Annotated in this window: 19 protein-coding genes; 13 read left to right on the forward strand and 6 right to left on the reverse strand. The window is 68.5% G+C overall.

Translation table 11 applies throughout. The features are described from left to right. The first annotated feature begins 40 nt into the window (after positions 1–40). The 4 genes from JW030_RS05325 to JW030_RS05340 all read left to right on the forward strand — a co-directional run bounded on the left by JW030_RS05325 (position 41) and on the right by JW030_RS05340 (position 5,015). A complete protein-coding gene (locus JW030_RS05325) occupies positions 41–1,387 on the forward strand; it encodes a Mur ligase family protein (protein ID WP_188044960.1) in 1,347 nt (448 codons plus the stop codon). Further along, positions 1,384–2,121, forward strand: a complete 738-nt coding sequence (locus JW030_RS05330; RefSeq protein ID WP_256434442.1) for a type 1 glutamine amidotransferase — start codon at positions 1,384–1,386, stop codon at positions 2,119–2,121. The genes JW030_RS05325 and JW030_RS05330 overlap by 4 nt, the downstream gene beginning before the upstream one ends. A 145-nt stretch (positions 2,122–2,266) precedes the next feature. After that, positions 2,267–2,824 carry a YceI family protein gene (locus tag JW030_RS05335; protein ID WP_188044959.1) on the forward strand — a complete coding sequence of 186 codons (558 nt, stop codon included), beginning with the start codon at positions 2,267–2,269 and terminating at the stop codon, positions 2,822–2,824. Positions 2,825–3,074: 250 nt separating this feature from the next. Further along, complete coding sequence (locus JW030_RS05340) at positions 3,075–5,015, forward strand: hypothetical protein (RefSeq protein ID WP_188044958.1); 1,941 nt, start codon at positions 3,075–3,077, stop codon at positions 5,013–5,015. Between the two features lie 83 nt (positions 5,016–5,098). On the opposite strand, the gene JW030_RS05345 is transcribed toward JW030_RS05340, so the two are convergent. The 3 genes from JW030_RS05345 to JW030_RS05355 form a co-directional block, all read right to left on the reverse strand. Beyond that, positions 5,099–6,184: an aromatic acid exporter family protein gene (locus JW030_RS05345; RefSeq protein ID WP_188044957.1), complete on the reverse strand. Its 1,086-nt coding sequence runs from the start codon at positions 6,182–6,184 to the stop codon at positions 5,099–5,101. Continuing rightward, on the reverse strand, positions 6,181–7,170 hold the full coding sequence (locus JW030_RS05350) for an App1 family protein (protein ID WP_188045048.1): 990 nt from the start codon (positions 7,168–7,170) through the stop codon (positions 6,181–6,183). Before JW030_RS05350 ends, JW030_RS05345 begins: the two co-directional genes overlap by 4 nt. A gap of 93 nt (positions 7,171–7,263) precedes the next feature. Beyond that, positions 7,264–7,911, reverse strand: a complete 648-nt coding sequence (locus JW030_RS05355; protein ID WP_188044956.1) for a DedA family protein — start codon at positions 7,909–7,911, stop codon at positions 7,264–7,266. A gap of 328 nt (positions 7,912–8,239) precedes the next feature. On the opposite strand from JW030_RS05355, the gene JW030_RS05360 reads away from it, so the two are divergent. Genes JW030_RS05360 through cydC form a run of 4 tightly spaced genes read left to right on the forward strand, consistent with a single transcriptional unit; the run spans position 8,240 to position 14,077 of the window. Beyond that, on the forward strand, positions 8,240–9,685 hold the full coding sequence (locus JW030_RS05360) for a cytochrome ubiquinol oxidase subunit I (protein ID WP_188044955.1): 1,446 nt from the start codon (positions 8,240–8,242) through the stop codon (positions 9,683–9,685). A 13-nt stretch (positions 9,686–9,698) separates the two neighbouring features. Next, the gene (gene cydB, locus JW030_RS05365) at positions 9,699–10,727 is read left to right on the forward strand and encodes a cytochrome d ubiquinol oxidase subunit II (RefSeq protein WP_188044954.1); all 1,029 of its coding nucleotides are present in this window, start codon (positions 9,699–9,701) and stop codon (positions 10,725–10,727) included. Positions 10,728–10,748: 21 nt separating this feature from the next. Then, positions 10,749–12,377, forward strand: a complete 1,629-nt coding sequence (cydD, locus tag JW030_RS05370; RefSeq protein WP_188044953.1) for a thiol reductant ABC exporter subunit CydD — start codon at positions 10,749–10,751, stop codon at positions 12,375–12,377. Continuing rightward, positions 12,374–14,077, forward strand: coding sequence for a thiol reductant ABC exporter subunit CydC (gene cydC / locus JW030_RS05375; RefSeq protein WP_241095574.1), 1,704 nt, complete (start codon positions 12,374–12,376; stop codon positions 14,075–14,077). The genes cydD and cydC overlap by 4 nt, the downstream gene beginning before the upstream one ends. Before the next feature lie 189 nt (positions 14,078–14,266). Here cydC and JW030_RS05380 read toward each other — a convergent pair whose 3' ends face one another. Continuing rightward, positions 14,267–15,073 (reverse strand): aminotransferase class IV, encoded by an 807-nt coding sequence (locus JW030_RS05380; protein WP_188044952.1) that lies wholly within the window; start codon positions 15,071–15,073, stop codon positions 14,267–14,269. After that, positions 15,073–15,744 carry a maleylpyruvate isomerase N-terminal domain-containing protein gene (locus JW030_RS05385; RefSeq protein ID WP_206348634.1) on the reverse strand — a complete coding sequence of 224 codons (672 nt, stop codon included), beginning with the start codon at positions 15,742–15,744 and terminating at the stop codon, positions 15,073–15,075. The genes JW030_RS05380 and JW030_RS05385 overlap by 1 nt, the downstream gene beginning before the upstream one ends. A gap of 51 nt (positions 15,745–15,795) precedes the next feature. On the opposite strand from JW030_RS05385, the gene JW030_RS05390 reads away from it, so the two are divergent. Together JW030_RS05390 and leuS are read left to right on the forward strand one after the other, a co-directional pair. Then, on the forward strand, positions 15,796–17,205 hold the full coding sequence (locus JW030_RS05390; protein WP_241095575.1) for an anthranilate synthase component I family protein: 1,410 nt from the start codon (positions 15,796–15,798) through the stop codon (positions 17,203–17,205). A gap of 50 nt (positions 17,206–17,255) precedes the next feature. Then, on the forward strand, positions 17,256–19,790 hold the full coding sequence (leuS, locus tag JW030_RS05395) for a leucine--tRNA ligase (RefSeq protein ID WP_188044951.1): 2,535 nt from the start codon (positions 17,256–17,258) through the stop codon (positions 19,788–19,790). A 98-nt stretch (positions 19,791–19,888) separates the two neighbouring features. On the opposite strand, the gene JW030_RS05400 is transcribed toward leuS, so the two are convergent. Then, positions 19,889–20,536, reverse strand: coding sequence for an isochorismatase family protein (locus JW030_RS05400; protein WP_188044950.1), 648 nt, complete (start codon positions 20,534–20,536; stop codon positions 19,889–19,891). Between the two features lie 109 nt (positions 20,537–20,645). Here JW030_RS05400 and JW030_RS05405 point away from each other — a divergent pair, with 109 nt between their 5' ends. From JW030_RS05405 to JW030_RS05415, 3 genes are all read left to right on the forward strand, one after another. Next, on the forward strand, positions 20,646–21,590 hold the full coding sequence (locus tag JW030_RS05405; protein WP_188044949.1) for a GlxA family transcriptional regulator: 945 nt from the start codon (positions 20,646–20,648) through the stop codon (positions 21,588–21,590). Positions 21,591–21,778: 188 nt separating this feature from the next. After that, positions 21,779–22,753, forward strand: coding sequence for a ComEA family DNA-binding protein (locus tag JW030_RS05410; protein WP_241095577.1), 975 nt, complete (start codon positions 21,779–21,781; stop codon positions 22,751–22,753). Beyond that, on the forward strand, positions 22,750–25,260 hold the full coding sequence (locus JW030_RS05415; RefSeq protein WP_241095578.1) for a ComEC/Rec2 family competence protein: 2,511 nt from the start codon (positions 22,750–22,752) through the stop codon (positions 25,258–25,260). Before JW030_RS05410 ends, JW030_RS05415 begins: the two co-directional genes overlap by 4 nt.

Raw genomic sequence — 25,260 nt, forward strand, 5'->3', positions numbered from 1 at the left:
GCGCCAGGATCCGGCGCCGTTGCGCCGCTACGCTTGAGGCATGCGCGATTTTCTCTCCACCGTGATCGGCAAGACGGTGCGTCAGCTCGCAAGGCTGCGTGGCGGCGGTTCTGCCCTGCCCGGCCTCGTGGTGGAAACCATCGACCCCGGGTACCTGTCCCGCACGCTTGCGCGACTACCGTACGGAGTCATCGCGGTGAGCGGCACGAATGGCAAGACCACGACGACCAAGATGATCGTCGAGATCCTCGAAGCCCAGGGCCTGCGCGTCTTCACAAACAAGACTGGCTCCAACTTCTCGCGCGGGGTCGTCGCCGCGGCGATTCAGGAGTGTTCGATCGGCGGCAAGCTCGCCGCGGACATCGCGGTGCTCGAGCTCGACGAGGCGCACGCGATGTACTTCATCGACCGGGTGAAGCCCCGGCACACGCTGCTGCTGAACGTGCTGCGCGACCAGCTCGATCGTTTCGGCGAGATCGACACGACGGCGAAGCTGCTCCAGCGCATCGCAGATGCGACGACGCACGGCCTGGTTGTGAATCGCGAGGACCCGCTGCTTGCCGCGATCGGCGAGCGGGTGCGGGAGGGGGGCACGGCCGCGGCGCGTGCGGCAGGATCGCCGGACGGGGCGATCGAGGTGCGCGAGTTCGGCCTCTCGGAGGCGCTGCGTGCGATGTTCCCGAGCGACGACGACTTCCATCGGGGTGGGGCAGAGGCCTCCGTGACGGGAACCGAGGGGGCGCCCGGCGAGGCTCGTCCGGTCGCGGATGTGACGCTGACCGAGGTCGGAGACCACACCGCGGTATTCCGTGTGGACGGGGCCGACTGGCCGACCACACTGCAACTCGAGGGCCTCTACAACACGTTCAACGCGGCCGCTGCGCTCGCGACGGTGCGCCTTGCGCTTGGTGCCGATGCGGACATGCGGGCGCTCGTCACCGCGCTGTCGACGGTTCGGCCGGCGTTTGGGCGGGGCGAACGGCTCGAGCTCGATGGGCAGCCGCTCGATCTCGTGCTCGTGAAGAACCCGGCCGGGTTCCGCCTGGGCCTCGCGTCATACGACGCTGGCGATAGCGTCACGATGATCGCGATCAACGACCAGTACGCGGACGGGCGCGACATGTCGTGGCTCTGGGATGTCGATTTCGGTTCGCTCTCGGCGTTGGGCGTCGACATGGTCGGCGGCACGCGCGCGTGGGACATGGCGCTTAGGCTCGAGCACGACGATGTCGCGGTCGGGGGCGTCGAGGAGGACCTCTCAGTGGCGCTTGCCGCATTCCGCGAGCGCACGCCGGGCAGGCCGCGCAGGATCTATTGCACATACACCGCCATGCTGGCGCTGCGACAGGAACTGTCGACTCTGACCGAGGTTGAGGAGATCTGGTGAGCACCGAAACTCAAGACGAGCGCGAGTTGGTCATCGTCTCGCTCTACCCGCGCGACATGAACATCTACGGCGACCGGGGCAACGTCCTGGCGCTCGCTCGGCGGGCCCGGGCGCACGGCTTCGCGCCGCGTGTGGTCGAGGTGAACCCTGGGGATCCGATGCCCGAGACGGTGGATATCGTGCTGGGTGGAGGCGGGCAGGACTCTGGCCAGGGACGGGTTGCGATCGATCTCGCCGCGCGTGCGGAGGAATTTCGGCGTCTTGCCGATGACGGCGTGCCGATGCTCATGATCTGCGGGCTGTTTCAGCTCTTCGGTCATCGTTTCGTCACGATCGGCGGAGACGAGCTCACCGGGATCGGCGTGCTGGACGTCGAGACTCGGGGCGGCGAAGAGCGCATGATCGGGAACATCGTGCTCGATTCTTCCGAGTTTGGCGAGATCGTCGGCTACGAAAACCACAGTGGGGTCACGGTGCTCGGCCCCGGATCCGAGCCGCTGGGCCGCGTGCTGCAGGGCGCCGGGAACAATCCCACCGACGGAGTCGAGGGTGCGCGCACGGGCAACGTGATCGGCAGCTACCTGCACGGATCGCTGCTGCCCAAGAACCCGCGGTTGAGCGACTTCCTGATTGGCGAGGCAGCTCGGCGAAAGTTCGGCGAGTTCGTTCCGGTCGCGGGGGAGTCGGAGACCGTGGCCCGGGCTCGCGAGAGCGCGAAGCGCCGGCCGAGGTAGCGCCGGGCGGAGTGCCCGACTCGGGTCGCACTGCCACGCGGCCCACGCGGTCGCACAATTGCATTCACGTGAATGCTTGTGCTCGAGGGGATGCGATGTTACTCTGGTGTTGTACTTGAAGTTTCAATCACTGAGGAGAAGTTGCATGTCGATCACCGTCGAACAGATTCCTGGATACCGCGCCGGCACCTGGACCATTGACAAGGTTCACTCTGAGGTGGGCTTCTCGATCCGCCACCTCGCGATCAGCAAGGTCAAGGGCAGCTTCGGCAACTTCGACGCCACGTTTGTGACGGGAGAGAACCCGCTCGAGTCGTCGGTGACCGCTTCCGCTGAGGTGGCGTCGATCGACACCAAGGAGCCGAACCGCGACGGTCACCTGCGCACAGGCGACTTCTTCGCCGCCGAGGAGTTCCCGAACTTGACGTTCGTGTCGACCGGTGTGCGCGTCGAGGGTGGCGACTACAAGGTTGACGGCGACCTCACCATGCGCGGCGTGACGCTCCCCGTCACCTTCGACTTCGAGTTTGGTGGCTTTGGCGAGGACCCCCAGGGCGGCTACCGTGCCGGCTTCACCGCGACCACGGTCGTCAAGCGTGAGGACTTCGGCCTCAGCTGGAACTCGACCCTCGAAAAGGGTGGCTTCCTCCTTGGTTCGGACGTCACCATCACGATTGACGTGCAGGCTGCGTTGCAGGCGTAGTTCGCCAGTTGCCTGCGCCATTGGCGCTGACTTTGGCGGGCGCGAGGGCTTCGGCTCTCGCGCCCGCCGTTTGTGGTCTTGGCGGCGCGGGGCCATGTGGCGTCGCACCGTGGCGCCCGACTGGGAGGTGGCCTCGGGCCTAATTTGGATTGCGTAAAGCTTTTCGTTGTTTTTTCCAGTATTGTGTGGATTTGGCAGAGAAACTGTCTCTGAACATTGATGCGTCACTACCTATTTCAATGGGGAATACATGAAAAAGCTATTGTCGGTCGTTGCGACCGTCGCGTTGAGTCTCGGAAGCGTGTTGGGGATGAGTTCGGCTGCGCTCGCGGTCCCCGTCAGCTACGAACTCACGGCAAGCTCGACGTCGCTCGCTGCGGGCGAGACGGCCACCCTTGCCACGAATGCTCCGGAAGACGCGATTGCCGCGATCTTCGTGGATGGCGTCATCGCTGGGGACACACTTGCCGCCTCAGCTCTCAACGGAGCGGAATACGCGTGGGGATGGGGCGTGAGCGACAACAGTGTCGCGCACACGCTGTCTATCCGGATTTATGAGCCGGGCACTGCTGACATTGCCGCGGACACCGTGAGCGCTGCGGCGGTTGACGTGGTGTTCGCTGCGCAGGAAGCGGTGGAGCCTGAAGAGAAGACGGATGATGCGCCGGGCCTTGCGCTCGTCGCTGATGGCGCCAACATCACCAATATTGCAAAGCTCTGTGACTGGAACTCGAACTCGCGGTACATAGATATGCGAACGAACAGCGTCATCTTCGGGGACGTGTGCCTCACCTCAGGTGGGATCTCCGATGCATCAACTGAACTCAGGGGCGACGCCTACGACGTTTTTGGACTCGTCTTTACCCGAGACGTGGGCTCGGCAATCGATGCCGCGGAGTACATCTTCACCGCTGACACCGAGCCCGTGGTCACCGATCACAGCGTGACGTTCACCGATCAGGGCGTTTGGTCCTCGACGGAGAGCGCTTTCGTAGATGTGACCGTCGAACGGCTCTTCATGGGCAGCTGGGTCACCTGGAACACGAGCGTCGTCCTCGCCGGCACGAACACGCCCGCGAACATCGATATTCAGATTGGTGGCAATCTGGGGTCAGACAGTTCCACCCGGGTGACGCCTTTGCCTCCGAGCGGAACGCTGACGGATGACGATTTCCAGCTGAGCGACCCGGCACTGCTGTGGGTCTCCGAGGGCGCCTTTGCGCAAAGCGAGGACACGGACGAGATTTCGTTCGGCTTCGGAGTCACGACTTCCGCCTCGTTGTCCAACGCTCTCATCGACTACCGGAGCTGCCCCGACCGCGCCGCGATCGACGCCTACGCTGCTAGGGTGTTCGCCAATTTTGCCACGACCTACAACACCGCTCTCGAGGCGGCGCCCGGCGCTTGCGGCTTTGTGTTCGATGCGCCCGCGTTCGCATACTCCATTGGCGAGGAGGTCGACGAGACCTTTGCGCTGACCCTCACCGGGATGGACGCCCTGCGGGACGGATTCAGCTCTGATGTTTGGAACCTCCCCGAGGGCTTGGACGGTGAGATCCTGACCGACGACGCTGGGCTGCCGGTCGCCTTCCACCTGTACGGGGTGCCCGACGAACTCTTCGACGATTCGATCTTCGTCGCGCTCGGCCAGCAACAGAACCCTGCTCGCGACATGAGCCAGCCGATCGTTGCGATTGAGCTGCTCCCCGGCACCGTGACGCATGACGTGGTGCTGTCGCAGGAGTTTGCGGCGAACATCGGCGACGTCGCCGCTGGCACGGAGATTCGGGCAAGCGCGCTCGGCCTTGAAGCTGAGAGCGGGTGGACCCAGACGGTTCGTTCGACTCCGCAGCAGATCGCGACGGGAGACGCGGACGCACTCGGGGCTGTGGGGGGAGCGGGCTTGATTCCTGCAGGCCTGGCCGCCGGTTGGCACACGAGTACCCTGGCTGGCACGAGCTACCTGGGCGATTCGGTCACCAACGTGATGTGGTTCAAACTGGATGCGAGCGGGCGCCTGCTGGAAATCCGGAGCACTGCTCCGGATCAGCCGGTGCCGGCTGCGCCGAATGCCAGCCTCGCAAGCACTGGTTCGAACACCACCGCGGGTGTATCGATCGCGGTGCTCGCGGCGCTGGGTTTGGGTGCAGCCCTTGCGGTCGCTGGGCGTCGCCGAACGGCCACGAAGTAACCTCCGGGTACACCAGAATGAGGCCGGGCCCCCAGGGGCTCGGCCTCATTCTGGTTTGAGTAGTCGCAGGTCAGCTGGGCTGGCTAAATTGCGCCGGGAGGGACCGCGCCGGTGATCTCCTGCCGAATGCGCCGCAGGTCCTCCATGAGCGAGCCGATGAGCATCCAGTGCACGGGGTGCGGGCGGGGGATCGTGTACGGGGCCGTGAGCGCAGGCGGCTCCTGAGGCGGCTGCTCGGACTCGGGCAGATCAGGGCGGACGAGCAACGCGAGGTCGTGGGCCGCGCGCCGCATCTCCTCGACCATCCCGATGACCGAGGGGTCCGTGACGAGGTCGGTGTCGTAGAGGTCGTAGAGCGCACGGGACATCCCGATCACCTGCGTCACGATCGGCTGCACCCGGAGGAACAGCTCGTCGTCCGCCGCAAGCAGCGTACGATACTTCGGCCCGCGCGGGTTCAACCGCAGGCTCTCGCGCGCGCGGCGCAGCAGCGCGTGCACCTCGGTGCGATCCTGCTGGAGCGCGCGCGCCCGGGTGAGCATGTCATCGAGCCAGGGCTCGTCGCGGGGCTCAGAGAGGGCGTTCGCCAGGCGATCTAGCGCGGCCGAGGTCTCGAGCACGAGGCCCGACACGGCCTGGTGAACGGGCGACGTGCGCACGGGAGCGACCACGAGGGCGTTCACCACGACACCGATCACGGCGCCGATCAGCGTCTCCACGAGCCGTTCTACCCCGTAGTGGAATTCCTGGCCGCCGAGCGCGATCATGAGGAGCGCGGTGATGGCGATCTGCACCGCCGAGCTGCTGGTCATGCGCAGAGCCCAGCCCACGGTCATGGCGACCAGGATCGCGGCGATGAACAGCCAGGACTGGGTGCCAAAGATCGCGCCGGCGCCGAGGGCGACCGAGACGCCGAGGAGCACGCCGACGACGCGCTCGATGCCGCGGGTGAGCGACTGGTTCACGCTCTCTTGCACGCACAGCAGCGCAGCGATCGCGCCGAAGATCGGCAGCTGCTCGGGGAAGATGAGCAGGCAGACGAACCAGGTCGCGACTGCCGCGCCGCTCGCCTTGAGCACTTGCGGCAACGGCGCGCGCTCGGACGCGACGAAGCGGGATGTCACGCGCCGCCCGGTGCGCAGCCACGGCTGCGTCGACGGACCGCTCACACGAGTCCGAGCTGGTTCAGCTCGTCCTGCAGGGTCGCTCCGTCGGGGCCGTAGACCCAGGGGACCCCGCTCACACTGCGATGCAACTGCGCCTTGGAGCGCCCGCCCGCGAGAACCGCCTCGCCGATCGAGAGCTGACGGATTGCCACCGCCGCCACGTTCTGCGGGTGCTCGGTCGAGAACTCGTGGTACAGCTGCTCGTCGTGCTGCCCGTCGTCCCCGATGAGTACCCAGCGCATATCGGGAAACTCTGCGGCGAGGCGGCGCAGCTCGCGCTGCTTGTGCTCGCGCCCGCTGCGGAACCAGCGATCGTGTGTCGGGCCCCAGTCGGTGAGCAGCAGGGGGCCGACCGGGTAGAGGTTCCGGGAGAGGAACCGTGTCAGCGTGGGCGCGGCATTCCAGGCCCCGGTCGAGAGATAGACGATCGGGGCGCCCGGGTGCGCCCCGAGCAGGTGATCGAGCAGCACCGGCATGCCCGGCGTCGCGGCGCGGGCCTGCTCGGCAAGCACAAACGTGTTCCAGGCCGCGACAAACGGCTTGGGGAGGGCCGTCATCAGAATGGTGTCGTCGACGTCCGATATGACGCCGAAGCGCGCGGCGGGGTCGAGAACGTGGATCGGCGTGTCTGCAGGCTCGCCCTCGGCGGTCTGCAGGGTGATCGTGTGCCAGCCGGGGGAGAGGGACACCGGGACAATCGCGTCGACGACTCCACCGCGATCGGCGACGACCTCGGTGACCAACTGGCCATCGATCGAGACGCGCACCGGGTGGTGGGGCACGTGCAGGCTCGTAAACGAGCGCCAGCCGCGCACGCGCTGCACCTGGGCGACGTCGGCGCGCAACCGCGAGTGCTCGGGGGTTGCTGGCTTCAGGAAGAGCACACGTCCAAGAACGCGCACCCACTCGGTAGAGCCGTAGCCGATGTAGGGAATGACGTCGGGCGCCTTGCCGGACTTAATCGCGCGGCGCGAACGGCGGACGTGGATCCAGTCTTCGGTGCGCGCCGCGAAGCGGGGCCGCGAATCGGGAAAACCGATCGCGGGATCCTCAGGCGCATTCACGCCCCCAGTCTATGGGGATCAGTCTTCGGGAATGCCCAGGTGACGCCGCTCGAGCCGAAAGATGAGGCGCTTGAGGAGCCAGATTACCGCGACCACCACGAGCACGAGGGCCACGAAGATGTACCCGGCGCCCGAAACTCGAGAGGCCAGTTCCTGGAAGCCTGCCGCCGCGCTTGCGCCGAGCGAGGCGACGATGACCGCCCACACGATGCACGCCGGGATGGTCCACGCGAGGAAGCGGCGAAACCGCATACCGGCCATGCCCGCCGAGAGCGGAACCAGCGAGTGCAGCACGGGGAGAAAGCGCGAGAGCATGACGGCGACGCCACCGCGCTCCCCGAGATAGCGCTCGGCGAGGAGCCAGTTGCGCTCGCCGAGGCGCCTGCCGAGGCGGCTCGCGCGGATCCGGGGTCCGAAATGGCGCCCCAGCCAGAAGCCCACGCTCTCGCCCAGCAGCGCACCAATCACGAGCGCCGCGATCAGCCACGCGAACTGCGCCGGAGTGCTCACCCCGGACGCGGCGATCAGCGCGATCGAGTCGCCGGGCACCACGAGGCCGATGAATGCCGACGTTTCGAGGAATAGCCCGAGGGCGGCGAGCAGCGTGCGCCACACCGGATCCATGTCGCGAACCGCGGAGAAAAACTGTTCAAGCAGTTCGGTCATTCCGGGCGTTCCTCCTCATTGGGGTGCGGGGCTTCCTATGCTAGTTTGCCCGGCCTGAGTGCCTGATTTGCTCTGACATTTTGTCTTGTCGAACGGGGGTTTCGGTCCGTATGTCGTTCGAGGTCAAATAACCTTTCTCTCGAGGTCAAACTACCTTTTGCTCGACCTCAAGCTACCTTTGGAAACACGCGAATCTGTGTATAAGCTGAGCATCGACCGGTAACAATATCGGTAGGTCCGGGAGGAATGACCATCCTTTTTCGGAGCTCACTATGGGAGTGCGCGAGCCCCCACCGGTGAGCGCGTTCCCGCACCACTGGAGTGCCCTGTGAACGAACTCTTGGATGCGTTGACACTCGCCCGCTGGCAATTCGGGCTCACGACGCTGTACCACTTCCTCTTCGTGCCTCTCACGATTGGCATGGCGCTGTTGGTCGCGATCCTGCAGACCTGCTGGGTTGTCACGAACAAGGTCAAATACCTGCGTCTCACCAAGCTATTCGGCAAGATCTTCCTCATTAACTTCGCGATGGGGGTGGTGACCGGGATCGTGCAGGAGTTCCAGTTCGGGATGAACTGGTCCAACTACTCGCGCTTCGTGGGCGACATCTTCGGCGCCCCGCTCGCGATGGAGGGGCTGATCGCCTTCTTCTTCGAGGCGACGTTCATCGGGCTCTGGATCTTCGGTTGGGACAAGCTGCCGAAGGTGGTGCACCTGCTCACCATCTGGGCGGTCTCGCTCGGCACGATCCTGTCGGGGTACTTCATCCTCGCGGCGAACGCGTTTATGCAGAATCCGGTCGGCTACGAGCTGAACGAGGAGCGCGGCCGGGCCGAACTCACCGACATCGGCGCCGTGCTCACGAATCCGGTCGCGCTCACGCAGTTCCCGCACACCATCTTCGCCGCCATCATGTTTGCCGGTTGCGTCATCGCCGCGGTCGCCGCCTGGCACCTCTCGCGGAACCAGTTCGTCGACGAGATGCGCACGGGCCTTCGCTTCGGCCTCGCCGCGAACGTCCTCGCGTTCATGGGCGTCGGCCTCACCGGCCACACGCTCGGCATGGTGATGAGTGAGACGCAGCCCATGAAGATGGCCGCGGCCGAGGCGCACTATGCGACCGCGAGCGGCGCGGACGCCTCGTTCTCCCTCTTCAGCCTCGGCACTCCCGACGGCGCGCACGAGATCTTCTCGATCCGGATCCCGTACCTCCTGTCGTTCCTGTCGACCGGCACCTTCGACGGGACCGTCCCGGGCATCAACGACTTACAGCGCGAGTACACCGAGCTGTACTGCGGCGATGGGGGAAGCGCGCTGACCTGCCCCACCGACGGCTCGTTCACGCCCATCATTTGGGTCACGTACTGGGCGTTCCGCTGGATGATCGGTCTCGGCATCCTTGCCGCACTCGTTTCCGTCGTCGGGCTGTGGATGACCCGCAAGAACCGCGAGGTGCCCGCCTGGGCCTGGAAGATCGCGGTCTGGACCGCGCCGATCCCGATGATCGCCTCGCTCGTGGGTTGGGTCTTCACCGAGATGGGCCGCCAGCCCTGGATCGTGTTCGGGGTGATGACCACCGAGTCGGGTGTCTCGCCGGGGGTGCCCGGTTGGATGGTGCTCGTCTCACTCATCGTGTTCACGCTCGTCTATGGGGCGCTCGCGGTCGTCGAGTTCAAACTCATCGTGAAGGCCGCTCAGGCCGGGCCCCCCGAGATTGAGCAGCCCGCCGAGGGCGAAGACGTCGACCACGCCCACCACGCGACCGTCTACTAGGAAAGGTACGACCATGGATCTCTCAATACTCTGGTTCTTCATCGTCGGCGTGTTCCTGGTGGGATACTTCGTGCTCGACGGATTCGATTTCGGCGTCGGCATGGCCATGCCGTTCATCAGCAAGGACGACACTGACCGCCGTGTCGTCATCAACACCATCGGTCCGGTCTGGGACCTCAACGAGACCTGGCTGATCGTCGCCGGTGCCTGCCTGTTCGCGGCGTTCCCCGAGTGGTACGCCACGATGTTCTCGGGCTTCTATCTGGCGCTCCTGCTCATTCTCGTGGCCCTGATCGTGCGCGGTGTCTCGTTCGAGTACCGCCACCAGGGCAAGGGTGCACAGTGGACCGGCTGGTTCGACCGGGCCATCGTGTTCGGTTCCTTCCTGCCGCCCCTGCTCTGGGGCACCGCGTTCGCGAGCCTGCTGCAGGGCGTCCCGATCGAGAAAATGGACAATGGCGGCTGGCTCTTTACCGGCACGCTGCTCGACCTACTCACCCCGTACGCGCTGCTCGGCGGCGTCACCCTGATGCTGCTCTGCTTCGTCCACGGCGCGGTCTTCGTGGCGCTCAAGTCCGACGGCGAGATCCGGGTGCGGGCGCGTGGGCTCGCCACCAAGGTCGGCCTCGCCGCCATCGTGGCGGGGGCCGCGTTCCTCGGGTGGACGCTCATGCTGCGCCTGGACCACGAGTACCTCGGCATCATGATCGCGCTCGCCGGCCTCGCTGCTGCGGCTCTGATCCTGGCCTGGGTCGCGAACCTTCGGGGCCGCGAGGGCTGGGCCTTCACGGGCAACGCCGCCGCGATCGCCTTCGCACTGCTCACGATCTTCATGGGGCTCTTCCCGAACCTCATGATCTCGAGCACTGACCCGGCGTACACGATGAGCATTTCGGGTGCGGCGAGTTCGCAGGGCACACTGGAACTCATGACCTGGGTCGCCGTATTCACGATGCCCCTCGTGCTCGCCTACCAGGCGTGGACATACTGGGTCTTCCGCAAGCGTGTTTCACGGGCCAACATTCCCGTGGCCGCGCACTAACCGGACGGAACCGGACACACCGTGAAACCCTTCGACGTACGACTGCTGCGCTATGCCAGCGGGATCCGCCCGGTCCTCGCGGGTGGGGCGGCCCTCGGGCTCGTGCGCACCGTCGCAATCCTCGCGTGGGCGTGGGCTCTGGCCCACCTCATCGCGGGGGTCGTGACGGGCGCCCCCGTGGAATCGCTGGCACCGTACGTCGGGCTTGCCGCCGGCGCGCTCATTGCGCGCTCGGCGGCAAGCTGGGGCACCGACGCGCTCGCGGTGCGGGGCGCGATCACCGTGAAACGTCAGCTGCGCGAGCGGGCGCTCACCCGCATCGACGAGCTCGGCCCCGAATGGGTGGGGGCGCGCTCGGACGCCGATCTTACGCTCCGTCTCGGCCGCGGCCTCGACGCCCTCGACTCGTACTTCTCGGGCTACCTCCCGCAGCTGCTGCTCACCGCAATCGCGACTCCAGTGCTGCTCGTTTTCCTGCTCATCGCCGACCCGCTGAGCGGTGTCACGGTGCTCCTTGTCTTCCCGGTCATCCCTGTCTTTATGGTGCTCATTGGCCTCGCGACGCAGGGCGTGCAGCGCAAGCAATGGACCGCGCTCACCGCCCTCGGACGGGCCTTCCAAGACGTCGTCGAGGGGCTGCCGACCCTGAAGATTTTTCGGCGCGAAGAGCGCCAGCTAGACCGCATCGGCGAGATCACGAACGACTACCGCCGCCGCACTCTGTCGGTGCTGCGGGTGACGTTCCTGTCGGGCTTCGTCCTCGACCTCGCGGGCACGCTCTCGGTCGCGCTCGTTGCGGTCACGGTCGGCACGCGCCTCGTCGCGGGCACCTTCCCGCTCGACATCGGCCTGTTCGTGCTCCTGCTCGTCCCCGAGGTGTTCATCCCGATTCGCCAGGTCGGCGCGGCGTTCCACGCCTCGAGCGAGGGCCTCGCGGCGTCCGAGTCAATTTTCGAGATCATCGAGGCTCCGGGGCGGGTTGCCGGCGACGAGCGCGCAGGATCCGCCCGGACGTCGACCTCTGAGGCGCGCGACGCGGCGGCGGTGTCCGCCCGCGGTCTCACCGTGAGCCGCGGAGGCGAGACCGTTGTGGGCCCCGTCTCGTTCGATGTCCTGCCGGGGGAGATGGTCGCCCTCGCCGGGCCGTCTGGCGCCGGGAAGTCGTCGATCGTGGCCGCGATCCTGGGCACTGCCGAGTGTGAAGGCAGCCTGCAGCGACCCCGCAGTCTCGCCTGGGCCGGTCAACGACCCGGGCTCGTGCAGGGGACGGTCGCGAGCAACGTCGCCCTGGGCGACGATACCTGCGACGCCGCCCTCGTTGCCCGCGCGCTCACCGCCGCGGCCGCGCCCGGGATCGAGCCCGAGCGCGTGCTCGGCACGGCGGGGGCAGGTCTCTCGGGCGGCCAAGCGCAGCGCGTCGCGATCGCCCGATGCCTCTATCGCGCCTGGCGCACCGACGCCGAGCTGCTGCTGCTGGACGAGCCGACGTCGGCACTCGATCCGGCGGCAGCGCTCCGGGTGGCGGAGACCTTGCGCGCCGAGGCGGCCTCGGGGCGCGCAGTCCTCGTCGTCAGCCACCGTCCCGAGCTTTGGGGCCATGCCGATCGGGTGCTACATATTGCCCCCGCGACCTCCGGGAGTCTCTCGTGAACCGCCTCCTGCAGCTCGCCCGGCCCGCGCGCGCGACTTCGCCCGCGCTCGCCCGTGCCATGCCGCCGCGTAGCCGCCGATTGGCGGGTCTCGGCTTCGGGGTGCTCGCGGACGGCTCGGTCGTCGCGCTGCTCGCGCTCAGTATGTGGCTGATCGTCCGCGCCGCGGAGCAGCCGCCGATCTTGCACCTCACCTTCGCGATTGTCGGGGTGCGGGCATTCGCGCTCGGCCGCGCGGCGTTCCGCTACGCCGACCGCCTGGCGAGCCACGACGCGGCGCTCGCCCAACTCGCGGTGCTGCGGACCGAGACCTTCCGCCGCCTCATCCCGCGGGTACCCGGAGCGATTGAGGGTTCCGCCCGCGGGGACGTGCTCGCCCGCCTCGTCGACGACGTCGATCAACTGCAGGACCAGCCGCTGCGCGTCTGGCAACCGCTCGTCACGAGCGCGGTCGTCGTCGGCGGAACCGTCGCGGTCGTCGCATTCGTCTCTCCGGCAGCTGGCCTCGTGCTCGCCCTCGCGCTCATCCTCGGCGGGGGAGCCGCGATCCTGCTCTCTGCTCGCCTCTCGGCCCGCTCGGACCGCGCCCTGTCGCAGGCGCGCGCGGCGCTCACCGACGCGCTGCTCGAGCGCTTCGCGTCCGCCGAGACGCTGCAGGTGTTCGGGGCCCTCGGCATGCAGCGCGATCGCATTGCCGCCGCGGAGGACGCGCTCGGCGCGATTCAGCGCAAGTCCGCCTGGGGCGCCGGGCTCGCCGCCGCGATTCTGTCGGGCGTCGCCGGCATCGCGACCCTCGTGGTGATGACCCAGGTGTCGGGCGCCGGGCACAGCGCGCCGGCGATGGCCGCCCTCATCATCGTGCCGACGGTGGTATTCGAGGTCTTTGGCGCGGTGCCGGTCGCGATCGCCGCGTCGCGCCGGGTGCGCGAAAGTGCCGCTCGCATCGACGCGCTCATCGAGGTCCCGCTGCCCGCAGAGATTCCCATCGACCGCGCGCCGTCCGCCGAGGTCGCGGACCCGGTGCCCGGGGCCCCACTCATCCAGGTCTCGGACCTCGCGGTGCGCCACCCCGGCGCACGGTATCCCGCGGTGTCTGGGGTGAACTTCTCGCTACACGCGGGGCACACCCTCGTCGTTCGCGGCGACAGCGGGGCGGGCAAGAGCACGCTCGCGCTCGCGCTGGTGCGCCTGCTTGAATACGGCGGGCGTTACACGCTGAGCGAGCGCGACGTCCGTACGCTGCCGATCGCCGAGGTGCGCCGCACCGTCGGCCTCTGCGAGCAGACCCCGCACCTCTTCGATCAGGACCTCAGGCAAAACCTCGCCTTCGCGATGGACTCGGCGGGGCAAGATCCCGACGACGACGCGCTGTGGGCCGTGCTGGAGCGGGTGGGGCTCGCTGAGTGGGCGCGCGGCCGCGACGGGCTCGACACGCGGCTCGGCGAGCGCGGGGCCCTCGTCTCGGGAGGCCAGGCGCAGCGGATTGCCCTGGCGCGGGCGCTGCTCGGGGACTTCCCCGTGATCGTGCTCGACGAGCCGACGGCGAACGTGGATCCGGATCGCGCGGACGCGCTGCTGCGTGACCTCCTGGGGGCGGTGCCCAGCGACCGCGCGGTCGTGCTGATCACCCACCTCGCGCTGCCAACGGGCATCACCGCGGCGCGGCTTGAGCTGCCGGCGCCGGAAGACCGAGCGCGGTAGGGGATCCTGTGCGCTTGCGCCCCCCCAGCGCCATCGACGCGTCAATCTCTATCGGCGCGTCAAAACGTTGCGGTATTGGGCAGCCACACCGCAAGTTTGTGTCACCTGGAGAGGATTTGACGCGTCGTTTTGACGCCAATGGCTATGGAGCTCTTGCCCATTCCCGGCGGCGTAGAAGCGGCGTGCAGGCTAGTCGATCGGGGCGAAACAGGCGTCGAGCGCCGTCTGGGCCAGCAACAGGCTCGCGTCCCGTCGCGGCGGAAGCTCGTGGCCGTCGATCGAGGTCACCCTCCGGATGCCGTGCAGGGCGTTGAGCGCCCACACCTCGGTGTCACAAAGTTCGGCCGGGGTCGCGGTGTCCGCTGACACGCGCACCCCCATGCCCTGGAGCGCGCCGCGCACGAATCGCTCGGTGACCGAGTCGACCCGCGCCCGGCTCGATGCGGTGCACGCCTCGTCGCCGACCCACCAGAGCAGGCTCGTCGTGCCGCCCTCGAGGGCGATGCCGTCCGCGTCGACGAGCAGCGGTTCGGCGCGGAGCTCCTCACGCAGCGCGGCGTAGGCCGCGATGCCCGGGCCCTTGCGCTCCGGATGCGGCAGGGGAGGCGCGCCAGTCGCGGTCTGCAGCTCGAGCTCGCCGGTCAGCTCCGGCACCGGACGCAGCAGCAGGTCGAACGCGAGCGCGGCCCCGGCCGCCGCTGCCGGAACCGCTGCGTCGTGCCAGAGCTCGAGCCGCGGGAAGCCGGCACCGGCCGCAGCGATCCTGCCGGAGGCGGTTGAGATGAAATCGTCGAGCTCGGTGGAGAACCCGGAAGGAACCCCTACTTCGGCGGCCGCCGCGAGGGCAGATCGGCGAAAGCGCTCGACGTGCAGCGGGAACCCGCGCACCTCGGCCCGTTCATGGTGCAGTCGCACGCGGAAGGAGTCTGCGACGAGGAGGCGAGCGGAGGCCGCGGCGGCCCCCGCACCGGCGCCGGAAACCAGGTTCGTTGCCATCAGGCGCCTCCGCCGATGCCCGACCCAGCCCGTGGTTGCAGCACCGAGAACCCGGCGGGCAGAGCCCTGCGGCCGGTCGCCGCGAGCAGCAGGTCGACTCCATGGCCCCCGCGCGCGGCGAGGACGGCCGCAAGTTGGAGCGCCTCGCTCGCAGCCTGCTCCGGCACGTCGGCCTCGCGGCCAAGCGCCCCGCAGATGTCGATGCCGTGGACGACGAGCTCGAACACGCGCGAGCCCAGGTAGTCCGACAGGCGGATGGTGCCCGCGATGCTCTCGACGACGGGGTTGCCGGCGCCGCGCACCTCCGCGAGCGCCGAATCCGCCAGGCGGGCAAATGCCGCCGCAGGGTCATCGCCGAGCGCACGCCCGGCCTCCACGCCCCGCTCGCGCACATTCTCGGGGTCGGCGCCAGGCAGCCGCGCGACCTCGAGGAAGTAGTCGGAGGTGTGCGCGAGCTCGGGGAGGGCGCCAGCCTCCCGCACCCGATCCACCGTCTCCAGCGCGGCCCGCACCGTCAGGAGCGCCCGGCTGGTGTGCCCCACGAGCCCCCGCAGGTCCCATTCGCCGAGCCCGGGCCCATCCCAGCCGTCGGCGGGGATCTCGGCGACGACGCCCGCGACCCACTCGGCTGCAGCGGCGGTGACCCGCGCCATACGTTCGTGCTCACTCATGCGGCGAGCGTACTACCGACAGGGGTACCGCCGCGCGACTACGCTATTGCCGTGAAAGAAACGCCGGAACACGCGCCCGAGGTGTGGGCGATCCCGCATCCGGTCCACGCGTCCTCCGTCGCGGCTCGCCTGCGCGAGACGCCCGCCTGGTGTTGGCTTGACGGCGAGGTCGTGTCGCCCGACGAGGCGCAGTCCGCTTGGAGCTATCTGGGCGTCGCGAGCGAGGTGCGTGTCGCCGAGCGCGGGTGCGAGCGAGAGTTCCTTGCGGGCCTGCGGGTGCCCGCCCCCCATCAGACTGCGCAGGATCCCGGTGCCGCCAGCCCACACGGGTTTCACGAGGGGTGGGTCGTCGCCCTCGGGTACGAGTTCGGTGTGGGCTTGCTCGGCCTGGATCCGGCGCCCGACGCCGTGCCGCCGGCGTTCGCGCTGAGGATCGACGTCGTCCTCGCGATCCACGACGAGACAGGGCGCGCCGAGCTGCGCGGTGCCCCGAGCGCCATCGACGCCTGGCGCGCAGCATACGGTTGGGCGCTGGAGCCACAGCCACAAGCCCAGCCGGCGCCGCTGCCGGCGCACGAACCCATCGACGTCGGTGAGTCCCGGGCGACCTGGATGCGCAGCGAGCACACCTATCTGGCCGATATCGAGGCCTGTCGCGCGGCGATCCGCGAGGGAAACGCCTATGTGCTCTGCCTGACCGACACGGCCGCCGTTCCGGGATCCTTCGACCCGCTGGCGATCTACGCGCGGCTGCGCGCGGCGGGCGGTGCGATCCGGGGCGGCGTGATCGTGGCGGGGGACCGGGCGCTCGTGAGCGCGAGCCCCGAGCGATTCTTGAGCGTCCAGCGGGGTACCGATGGGGAGCTGCACGTGGCCACGCACCCCATCAAGGGGACGCGCCCCCGGGGCAAGACCGCGGCGCTCGACGCCGAGCTCGCGCTCGATCTCGCGGCCGACCCCAAGGAGCACGCCGAAAACCTCATGATCGTGGACTTGATGCGCAACGATCTCAGCCGCGTCTGCGTGCCCGCGTCGGTGCGGACCGAGGGGTTCCAGCGCGTCGAGAGCCACGCGCACGTCCATCAGCTCGTGAGCACCGTGACCGGGACCCTGACCCCGGGGCGAGACGTGTTCGACGCGATCGAGAGCTGCTTCCCGGGCGGCTCGATGACGGGGGCGCCGAAGCGGCGCGCCGTCGAGATCCTGGGTGCCATCGAGGGCGCCCCGCGCGGGCTCTACGCCGGCTGCTTCGGGTGGATCGACCAGGGTGGCGCGGCCGAGCTCGCGATGACGATCCGGAGCGTCGAGCTGCGCGGCGGGATCCTGCCGGAAATGGCCTTGATTGGGGCCGGCGGCGGGATCACGATCGACTCGGATCCTGCCCGGGAACTCGCCGAATCGCGGCTCAAGGCGCGCGCTGCGCTGGCAGCGCTGCGACCCCGTTCGGGCGCGATACGCTAGAGGAGTGAGTGCCCGGGTTTGGGCGCGTGCCCGGGCGACAGATTCGGGCGATGAAACTGCCAAGAAGTAAAGAGGTGCGCGTGAGCGAGCAGCAGGCCGAAGCCTACGATTTCCGGTCCATTCAGGACCGGTGGCTTCCCGTGTGGGAAGACCTCCAGCCGTTCGCCGCGGGCAAGCTCGGGGACGACGCCCCGCGCAAGTACGTGCTCGACATGTTCCCGTACCCCTCCGGTGATCTCCACATGGGCCACGCCGAGGCATTCTGCTTCGGCGACGTGCTCGCGCGCTACTGGCGCGGCCAGGGCTACGACGTGCTGCACCCGATCGGCTGGGACTCGTTCGGCCTGCCCGCCGAGAACGCCGCGATCAAGCGCGGCGTCGACCCCCGCGAGTGGACGTACTCGAACATCGACCAGCAGAAGGCGAGCTTTCGTACCTACGCGCCGTCGTTCGACTGGTCGCGCGTGCTGCACACGAGCGACCCCGAGTACTACAAGTGGAACCAGTGGTTGTTCCTCAAGATGTACGAGAAGGGTCTCGCGTACCGCAAGGCCAGCTGGGTGAACTGGGATCCGGTAGACCAGACGGTGCTCGCGAACGAGCAGGTGCTCGCTGACGGCACCTCCGAACGCTCGGGCGCGATGGTCGTGAAGAAGAAGCTCACGCAGTGGTACTTCAAGATCACGGACTACGCGGATCGCCTGATCGACGACCTCGACCAGCTCGAGGGCCTATGGCCTGCCAAGGTGCTGAACATGCAGCGCAACTGGATCGGCCGCTCGATCGGCGCCGACGTCGACTTTGTGATCGAGGGCCGCGAGGCGCCCGTCACGGTCTTCACGACCCGCCCGGACACGCTGCACGGCGCGACCTTCATGGTCGTGGCGCCCGATGCCGACCTCGCTGCGGAGCTCGTCGCCGACGCTGACCCGGCCGTGCGCGCGCGCTTCCAGGACTACCTGGCGCAGGCGCAGAAGAGCACCGAGATCGATCGCCAGAGCACCGACCGCGAGAAGACCGGCGTCTTCCTCGAGCGCTACGCGATCAACCCGGTGACGGGCGAGCGCATCCCCGTCTGGGCGGCCGACTACGTGCTGGCCGACTACGGTCACGGCGCTGTCATGGCGGTCCCCGCGCACGACCAGCGCGACCTCGACTTCGCGCGGACCTTCGACCTGCCGGTGCGCGTCGTGCTCGACGCTGTCGTTGCGGACGGCGAAGAGGCCCCCGGCGACCCCGCCGAGACCGGTATCGCACGCGCCGGCGAGGGCGTGCTCGTGAACTCGGGTGAACTCGACGGCCTCTCCAAGGCTGAAGGCATCCCGAAGGCGATCGAGATTCTCGAGGCGAAGGGCACCGGCCGCGCCGCGAAGACGTACCGCCTGCGCGATTGGCTGATCTCACGCCAGCGCTACTGGGGCACCCCGATCCCGATCCTGCACGCCGAGGACGGCTCGCTGCACCCCCTCACCGAGGATCAGCTGCCCGTCGTGCTGCCCTCGAGCGAGGGCCTCGACCTCAAGCCCAAGGGGTCGTCGCCGCTCGGCGCCGCGACCGAGTGGGCCACCGTGGTCGACCCCGCCACCGGCGAGAGCATGCAGCGCGACCCTGACACGATGGACACGTTCGTCGACAGCTCGTGGTACTTCCTGCGCTTCCTCTCGTCGCAGGACGCGACGCAGGCCTTCGACCCGGCGGAGGCCGCGAAGTGGGCGCCCGTCGACCAGTACGTGGGCGGCGTCGAGCACGCCATCCTGCACCTGCTCTACTCGCGCTTCATCACGAAGGTGCTGCACGACCTCGGGTACCTGAACTTCACCGAGCCCTTCCAGGGCATGCTCAACCAGGGCATGGTGTTGCAGGACGGCACCAAGATGAGCAAGTCGAAGGGCAACCTCGTCGAGTTTGCCGAGCAACTTGAGGCCCACGGCGCCGACGCGCTCCGCGTCACGCTCGCGTTCGCGGGCCCGCCCGAGGACGATATCGACTGGGCTGACGTCTCGGTACAGGGCTCAGCCAAGTTCCTCGCCCGCGCCTGGCGCGTCGCGAACGACGTCGCGAGCGCGCCCGGCGCCGACTTCAGCACGGGCGACAGCGGCCTGCGGCGCCACACGCATCACCTCCTCGCGGACGCCCCGGGCCTGATCGAGGGGTACAAGTTCAACGTGCTCGTCGCTCGCCTGATGGATCAGGTCAACGTCACACGCAAGGCGATCGACGGCGCCGCCGGACCGGCGGATGCCGCGGTACGCGAGTCGGCCGAGGCGGTCGCCGTGATCCTGTCGCTGTTCGCGCCGTACGCCGCGGAAGACATGTGGGCGAAGCTCGGCCACGAGCCGACCGTCGCGCTCGTGCAGTGGCCCGCCGCGGTCGAGTCGCTGCTAGTCGAGGACGAGGTCACGCTCATCGTGCAGGTCGACGGCAAGGTGCGCGACAAGCTCGTGCTGCCGGCGTCGGTCACCGCTGAGGCTGCCGAGGCCGCCGCCCGCGCGTCCGCGTCGGTGCAGCGCGCGATTGCCGAGCGCGAGATCGTCAACGTGGTCGTCCGCGTCCCGAAGATCGTGAGCATCGTCACGAAGGGCTAGCCTCCTTCCTGGCGGTGTCAACCGGCAGAATCCTCCCCGTTCTTAGGGGCAGGATCCTGCCGGTTTTCTCGTTTTGGGCGCTCAGCCGTTTTGGGCGCTCAGCCGTGCTGCGGGAATGCGGCCTGCCCCTGCCTCGCCGAAGTCCCGAGGTCGCTTGTGGGAAGCGCAACTTTCGCTTCGACGGCCTGCACCCAGGCGCTCGTGGTGCCCACGGAGGCGAGGCTCGAGTGCAGCAGCACCATCAGTGCCTCGTGGAGTTGCTCCGCGGAGATCGCGCCGGCTGCGTTTGCCAGGTGAATCGCGCCGCTGGCGTCGGACAGGAGTTCCACTGTGATGCCCAGCGGCTCTGCGGCTGCCGCCGTGGCGAGCTCGCAATTGTTCGACATGTAGCCAACCAGGGTGATGGTGTCGATATCGTGCTGACGCAGCCACGCCTCGAAGTCTGTGTCGGCAAAGACGCTCGAGTAGTGCTTCACGACGTGCTTCCAGCCATCGGTGCGTCGTGACGCGACTTCCGGATGCAGCTTCCAGCCCTCAGACCCGACGGCGAACACCGGTGCTCCGACCGGATACTCGTGCTGTACCGAGACGATCGGGATGCCCTGCTGCTCGGCGAAGTCGATCGCCCGCGTGATGTGCGCCAACGAGTCGAGCCGGTTCGGGTAGTAAATTTCGAGCGGGCCTTTGGGGGTGAAGTACTCGTTCTGCACGTCGACGAGGACGAGCGCGCGGCGAGGTGTCGGCATTGTGGGCTCCTCATGAAACGGTGATTGACGGGTCAGTGAACACCATCTCAGAAGCACGCGAACTACAGTGAGAGGCGTAAAAGCATCCTTTCGATGAAATTAGGCCAAGGTGAAGATCGCGGTATTTGCATTCGACGGCGTCACGATGTTTCATCTGGCGGCCCCGTTGCTGGTGTTCGGCGAAGCCTCGGCGGTGGGTCCTGCTCCTGAATGGACGACGCACGTGTTCTCTGAGGGGGGTGGGCCGGTGCGAAGCGCTGAGGGCTACGTCATCGGGGACGTGTCGGGCAGCGAGGTTGCCGCGGACGCGGAGATATTGGTGTTTCCCTCGTGGCCGGAGTCCCTCCCAGAACCTTCCGAAGAACTCCGGCGCCTGATCCTGAACGCGCACGACCGCGGGGTCAAGATTGTCGGTCTGTGCCTGGGCGCGTTCCCGCTGGCGCACGTGGGACTCCTCGACGGGCGCACCGCCGTGACGCACTGGGAAGCGCTCGGGGTGATGAACGCAATGATTCCCGCGGTGCAATTTGACGCGGCGGCTCTCTACATCGATCACGGCGACGTCATCACATCGGCGGGTACCGCTGCCGCGCTTGACGCCTGTCTCCACATCACGCGGACCCTCCTGGGGGCCGCTGCGGCTGCGGCTGTGGCGCGCTCAATCGTGATCGCCCCGCATCGCGAAGGCGACCAGGCGCAGTATGTTGCCCGCCCCTTGCTCACTCCGCGGCAGGACGAGCCGTTCAGTAGGACTATCCAGTGGGCGCTCGCGCATCTCGACCAGGATCTCAGCGTGGCGACGCTGGCGGCACATGCGTCAATGAGTACTCGAAACTTCACGCGCAAGTTTCGCGAGTTCCACGGGGTCACTCCGGCGCGCTGGGTGCTGGGGCGCCGGTTGGATGACGCCAGGCAACTGCTCGAGACGACGAGCTGGAGCATTGCGCGCATCGCGGAGGCCTGCGGATTTGGCAGTGCGGTGACCTTTCGCCAGAACTTTGTCGCCGCCTACTCCACTACCCCAACGTCATACCGCACTCGATTTGGTCAGTAGCGGGCTCGCCTAGAACGACTGAGGGGGATGCTCCAGCAATCGGATGAACCGGGGGAGCCGGCTCTCCTGAGTCCGTATTGTTCGCGACCTGCTGCACGTTCTCCGTTCACAAGGGCAGGATCCTGCCGGTTCTCCACTTTCTGGGCCCCGCGCGGATGTTCGGTGCAATCGCGGCCTAGCGTGGCGTCATGTTGCCACAACGTGCGCTGCCGGAGCCGTGGGACGAGTCCGACAGTCTGGATGCCGACGGCGGCGAGACGGTCGATCGGTGGGAAGACCAGCGAGCGGAACGGAGCGTGCGGGCAGTCCGTGGCGCGGAGCCGAGCCTGGAGCCGAGCCTCGGATCGGGTACGATTATGCGCTTGTCGCCAGGCGCACGCTGGACCACGCGGGATCGCTCTCGCAGCGCTGATGCTTGGGAGCCGCCACGGACGCTCCGGCAGCGCATCGAGCGCGCAGTCAGCGTGCCCTACCTGGCCGGGGCGGTCGTGTTCGTCGTCGCCATTTCGGTGGCGCTCGGCCTGGTCTGGTTTCAGCCGCACAGCCCGCCGGGTGGCGCAGCCGCGGGCGCTGAGATCGCCGCACTCGCTGAGCCGGATGGCCAGAAAGGCGAAGGGTTGGGAACGCAAGTCGGGGCTGCCGCTGGCGAAGACTCTGGGAGCGCGGACTCGGCTGAGGGTTCGAGTACGGCTGCGCGCACCGTCTTCGTGCATGTCGTCGGGGCCGTCGCGGCACCAGGGGTGGTCGAGCTTCCGGCCAATTCGCGAGTGCGCGACGCGGTGGCTGGCGCCGGCGGGGCCACGGGTGACGCGGTGCTGGCGGGGGTGAATCTGGCACGCCCGGTTGTCGACGGGGAGCAGATCCTCGTACCGGACGCGGCGGCGATTGCCGCGGGTGTGGCGGCCGGTGCCGCCGGAAACGCGGTCCCACCCGGGCCCGCAACTCCGGGAATGAGTCCCAATGGGGCGGCGCCCGTGGACCTCAATACCGCGGATCTGGGGGCGCTCGAAAGCCTCCCACGTGTAGGCCCGGCGCTCGCCCAGCGCATTCTCGACTGGCGCGCCGCGAATGGGGACTTCTCGAGCGTGGACCAGCTGCTTGAGGTGCCCGGCATCGGCGCGAAGACGCTTGAGGGTTTTCGCGACCGGGTGCGTGTGTCATGAGGCTCCTCCGCGAGATCTCGCCAGAGCTGCGTCGTCCCACGCCTCCGGGACGGGGCCGGCTGCTCGCGCCGGCACTGTGCGCCTGGGCCGCGGCGGCAACGATGCTGCCAAACCCCGGACTCGCGCGCTGGTGCGCCGCACTGGCGCTCTGCGTCGGGCTGATCTTGGGGGGTGTCTGGGCGATCTCTGAGGTGCGGGACCGTGTGGGTCGGGGAGGAGAGCCGGATTCTGGCGCGGGGGCGCCTGGTTCGGGTGTCCCAGGGTCGATGCGCGCGCTACTCGGGCTCGCGCCGCTCTGGGGGCTCGTGGCCATCACCGTTGCCGCCCTCCTACTCGTGAGCACGCGCACCGTGGTGATGGAAAGCGCCCGTGCGTCGAGTCCGCTCGTCGCGGACGCCGCCGCGCACCGCACTGTGACGCTGCTGGTAACCCTGACGGCGTTTCCTCGAGTCTCCGAGGGCTTTGGCGGGGAACGGGGCTGGGTGGCGGCGCGTACCGGGGACCCGGCCGTGCCGGTCCTGCTGTGGCTCGAGGAGCGGGCGCCGCCGGGCTGGGCCCCGGGCACCCAGGTGTCGGTGCGCGGGGCGCTGCGAGCACTTGCCCCGGCCGACTCGGCGGCCTTCGGGATCGCGGTGCGCTCGGCGGCGACTGGAAGCACCGGGGCATCCGGGACGGCCGCGGCCTCCCTCCGCGCGGGACTGCTGGATACGGCTCGAGGGGTGCGGGGTGCCGAGCTCGTGCCGGGTCTCGCCGTGGGCGACACGAGTCTGGTCTCAGAGGATCTCGACGTGGCGATGCGGGAGAGCTCGCTCGCGCACCTCACCGCCGTCTCGGGTGCGAACTGCGCGCTCGTGACCGGGGCGATGGCGGCCATCGCCGCGCGGCTCGGAGCGGGGCGCCGACTCCGCGTCGTGATCTCGGGGCTCGGGCTGGCGGCGTTCGTCGCTGTCGTCGGCCCTGACCCGAGCGTGCTTCGCGCCGGGGTAATGGCGGTCGTCGTGCTCGTCTCGCGCTTCGGTGGGCGGCCCGAGGCCGGTTTCTCGGCGCTCGGGGTCGCGATCCTGGCCCTGCTGGTAGTTGATCCGTGGCAGGCGCTTCAGGCTGGATTTGCGCTGTCGGTGGCGGCGACCGCCGGGATCCTGCTGCTGGCCGCACCCCTCACGCGGGCGGCACGCGCGCTGTGGCTACCGAAGCCACTGGCCATAGCGTTGGCGGTCGCGTCTGCCGCACAGTTCGCCTGCGGCCCGTTCCTGTTGTTGCTGCAGCCGGGTCTACCGGCGATCGGGGTGGCGGCGAACGTGGTGGCGGGGCCCGCCGCGCCACTCGGGACCGCACTGGGGCTCGTTGCCGCTCTCGTCGCTCCGTTCTGTCCGCCGCTCGCGGTGGCCCTCGTCTGGCTCGCCGCGTGGCCCGCCCGCTGGATCGCGGCGGTCGCCGAGACCGCCGGTGACCTGCCGCTCGCGCGCTGGGTCTGGCCAGAAGGCTGGGGCGGGGCGGTCGTGCTTACCATCGCCCAGGCGGCCGCAGTGCTCGCCTGGCTGGTCTGGACAGGCCGGTTGGGCCTTCCGGGGGTCGTCCCCCCGGGGCCGCGACGGCCGTGGCAGCGCGAGCCGCAGAAGCCCCGCGCGGTTCGGGTTGTCGCGACAGTTCTCCTTTCTGCCGCGTCGGCGTTGGTGGTCTCGACGACCCTCGTCACGCCGCTCGCGCAGCGGGCCGGCGTGCCCCGCGATTGGGCAGTCGTCATGTGCGACGTGGGGCAGGGCGACGCCATCCTGCTGCGCGACCCCGCCGAGCCTGACCGCGTGATGCTGGTCGACACGGGTGACGACGCGGCTTTGCTCTCGACCTGCCTCGATCGATTCGGGGTGACCAGGATCTCGCTGCTCGTGCTCACGCACGACGACCAGGATCACGTCGGCGCGCTCGACGAGGTGATCGGGCGCATCGACGGGGCCCTGATCGCGCCGCCGACCACCGGGAACGTGGATCGCGGGGTTGTACGTCAGCTTGAAGCCGGGGGAGTGCCCTTCGTGCTCGGGGCCGCAGGGAACGCCGCTCCCGCGGGGCAGCCCCTGAGCTGGCGGGTCCTGGCCCCCGGGCCCAGGGCGCGGCCCGACAGTACGAACGAGGCGAGCCTGATCCTGCTGGCCGAGGCGAACGGCCTGAGCGTTCTCCTGTTGGGGGACTCAGGCCAAGAAGAGCAGGCGGCGCTGCTACGCGCGTACCCCGACCTGCGGGCGGACGTGGTGAAGGTGGGCCATCATGGATCCCGCGACCGCGAGCCCGGCCTCCCAGCGAGCGTGGACGCGCGCCTCGCCATCGTCTCAGTGGGGGCTGAGAATCGCTACGGGCACCCGAACCACGAGGTGGTCGCTGAGTTTGCCCGCGCCCGCGTCCCGCTGTTGCGCACCGACGAGCACGGCAGCATCGCAGTGACGGCGGACGGGGAGGGTGAGCCCGGCGTTTGGGTCGAGGTTGCGGAGCCTCGTGTCAGTGGTCGCCGCTAG

This window comes from Leucobacter sp. CX169 (assembly GCF_017161405.1).
Lineage (GTDB): Bacteria > Actinomycetota > Actinomycetes > Actinomycetales > Microbacteriaceae > Cx-87.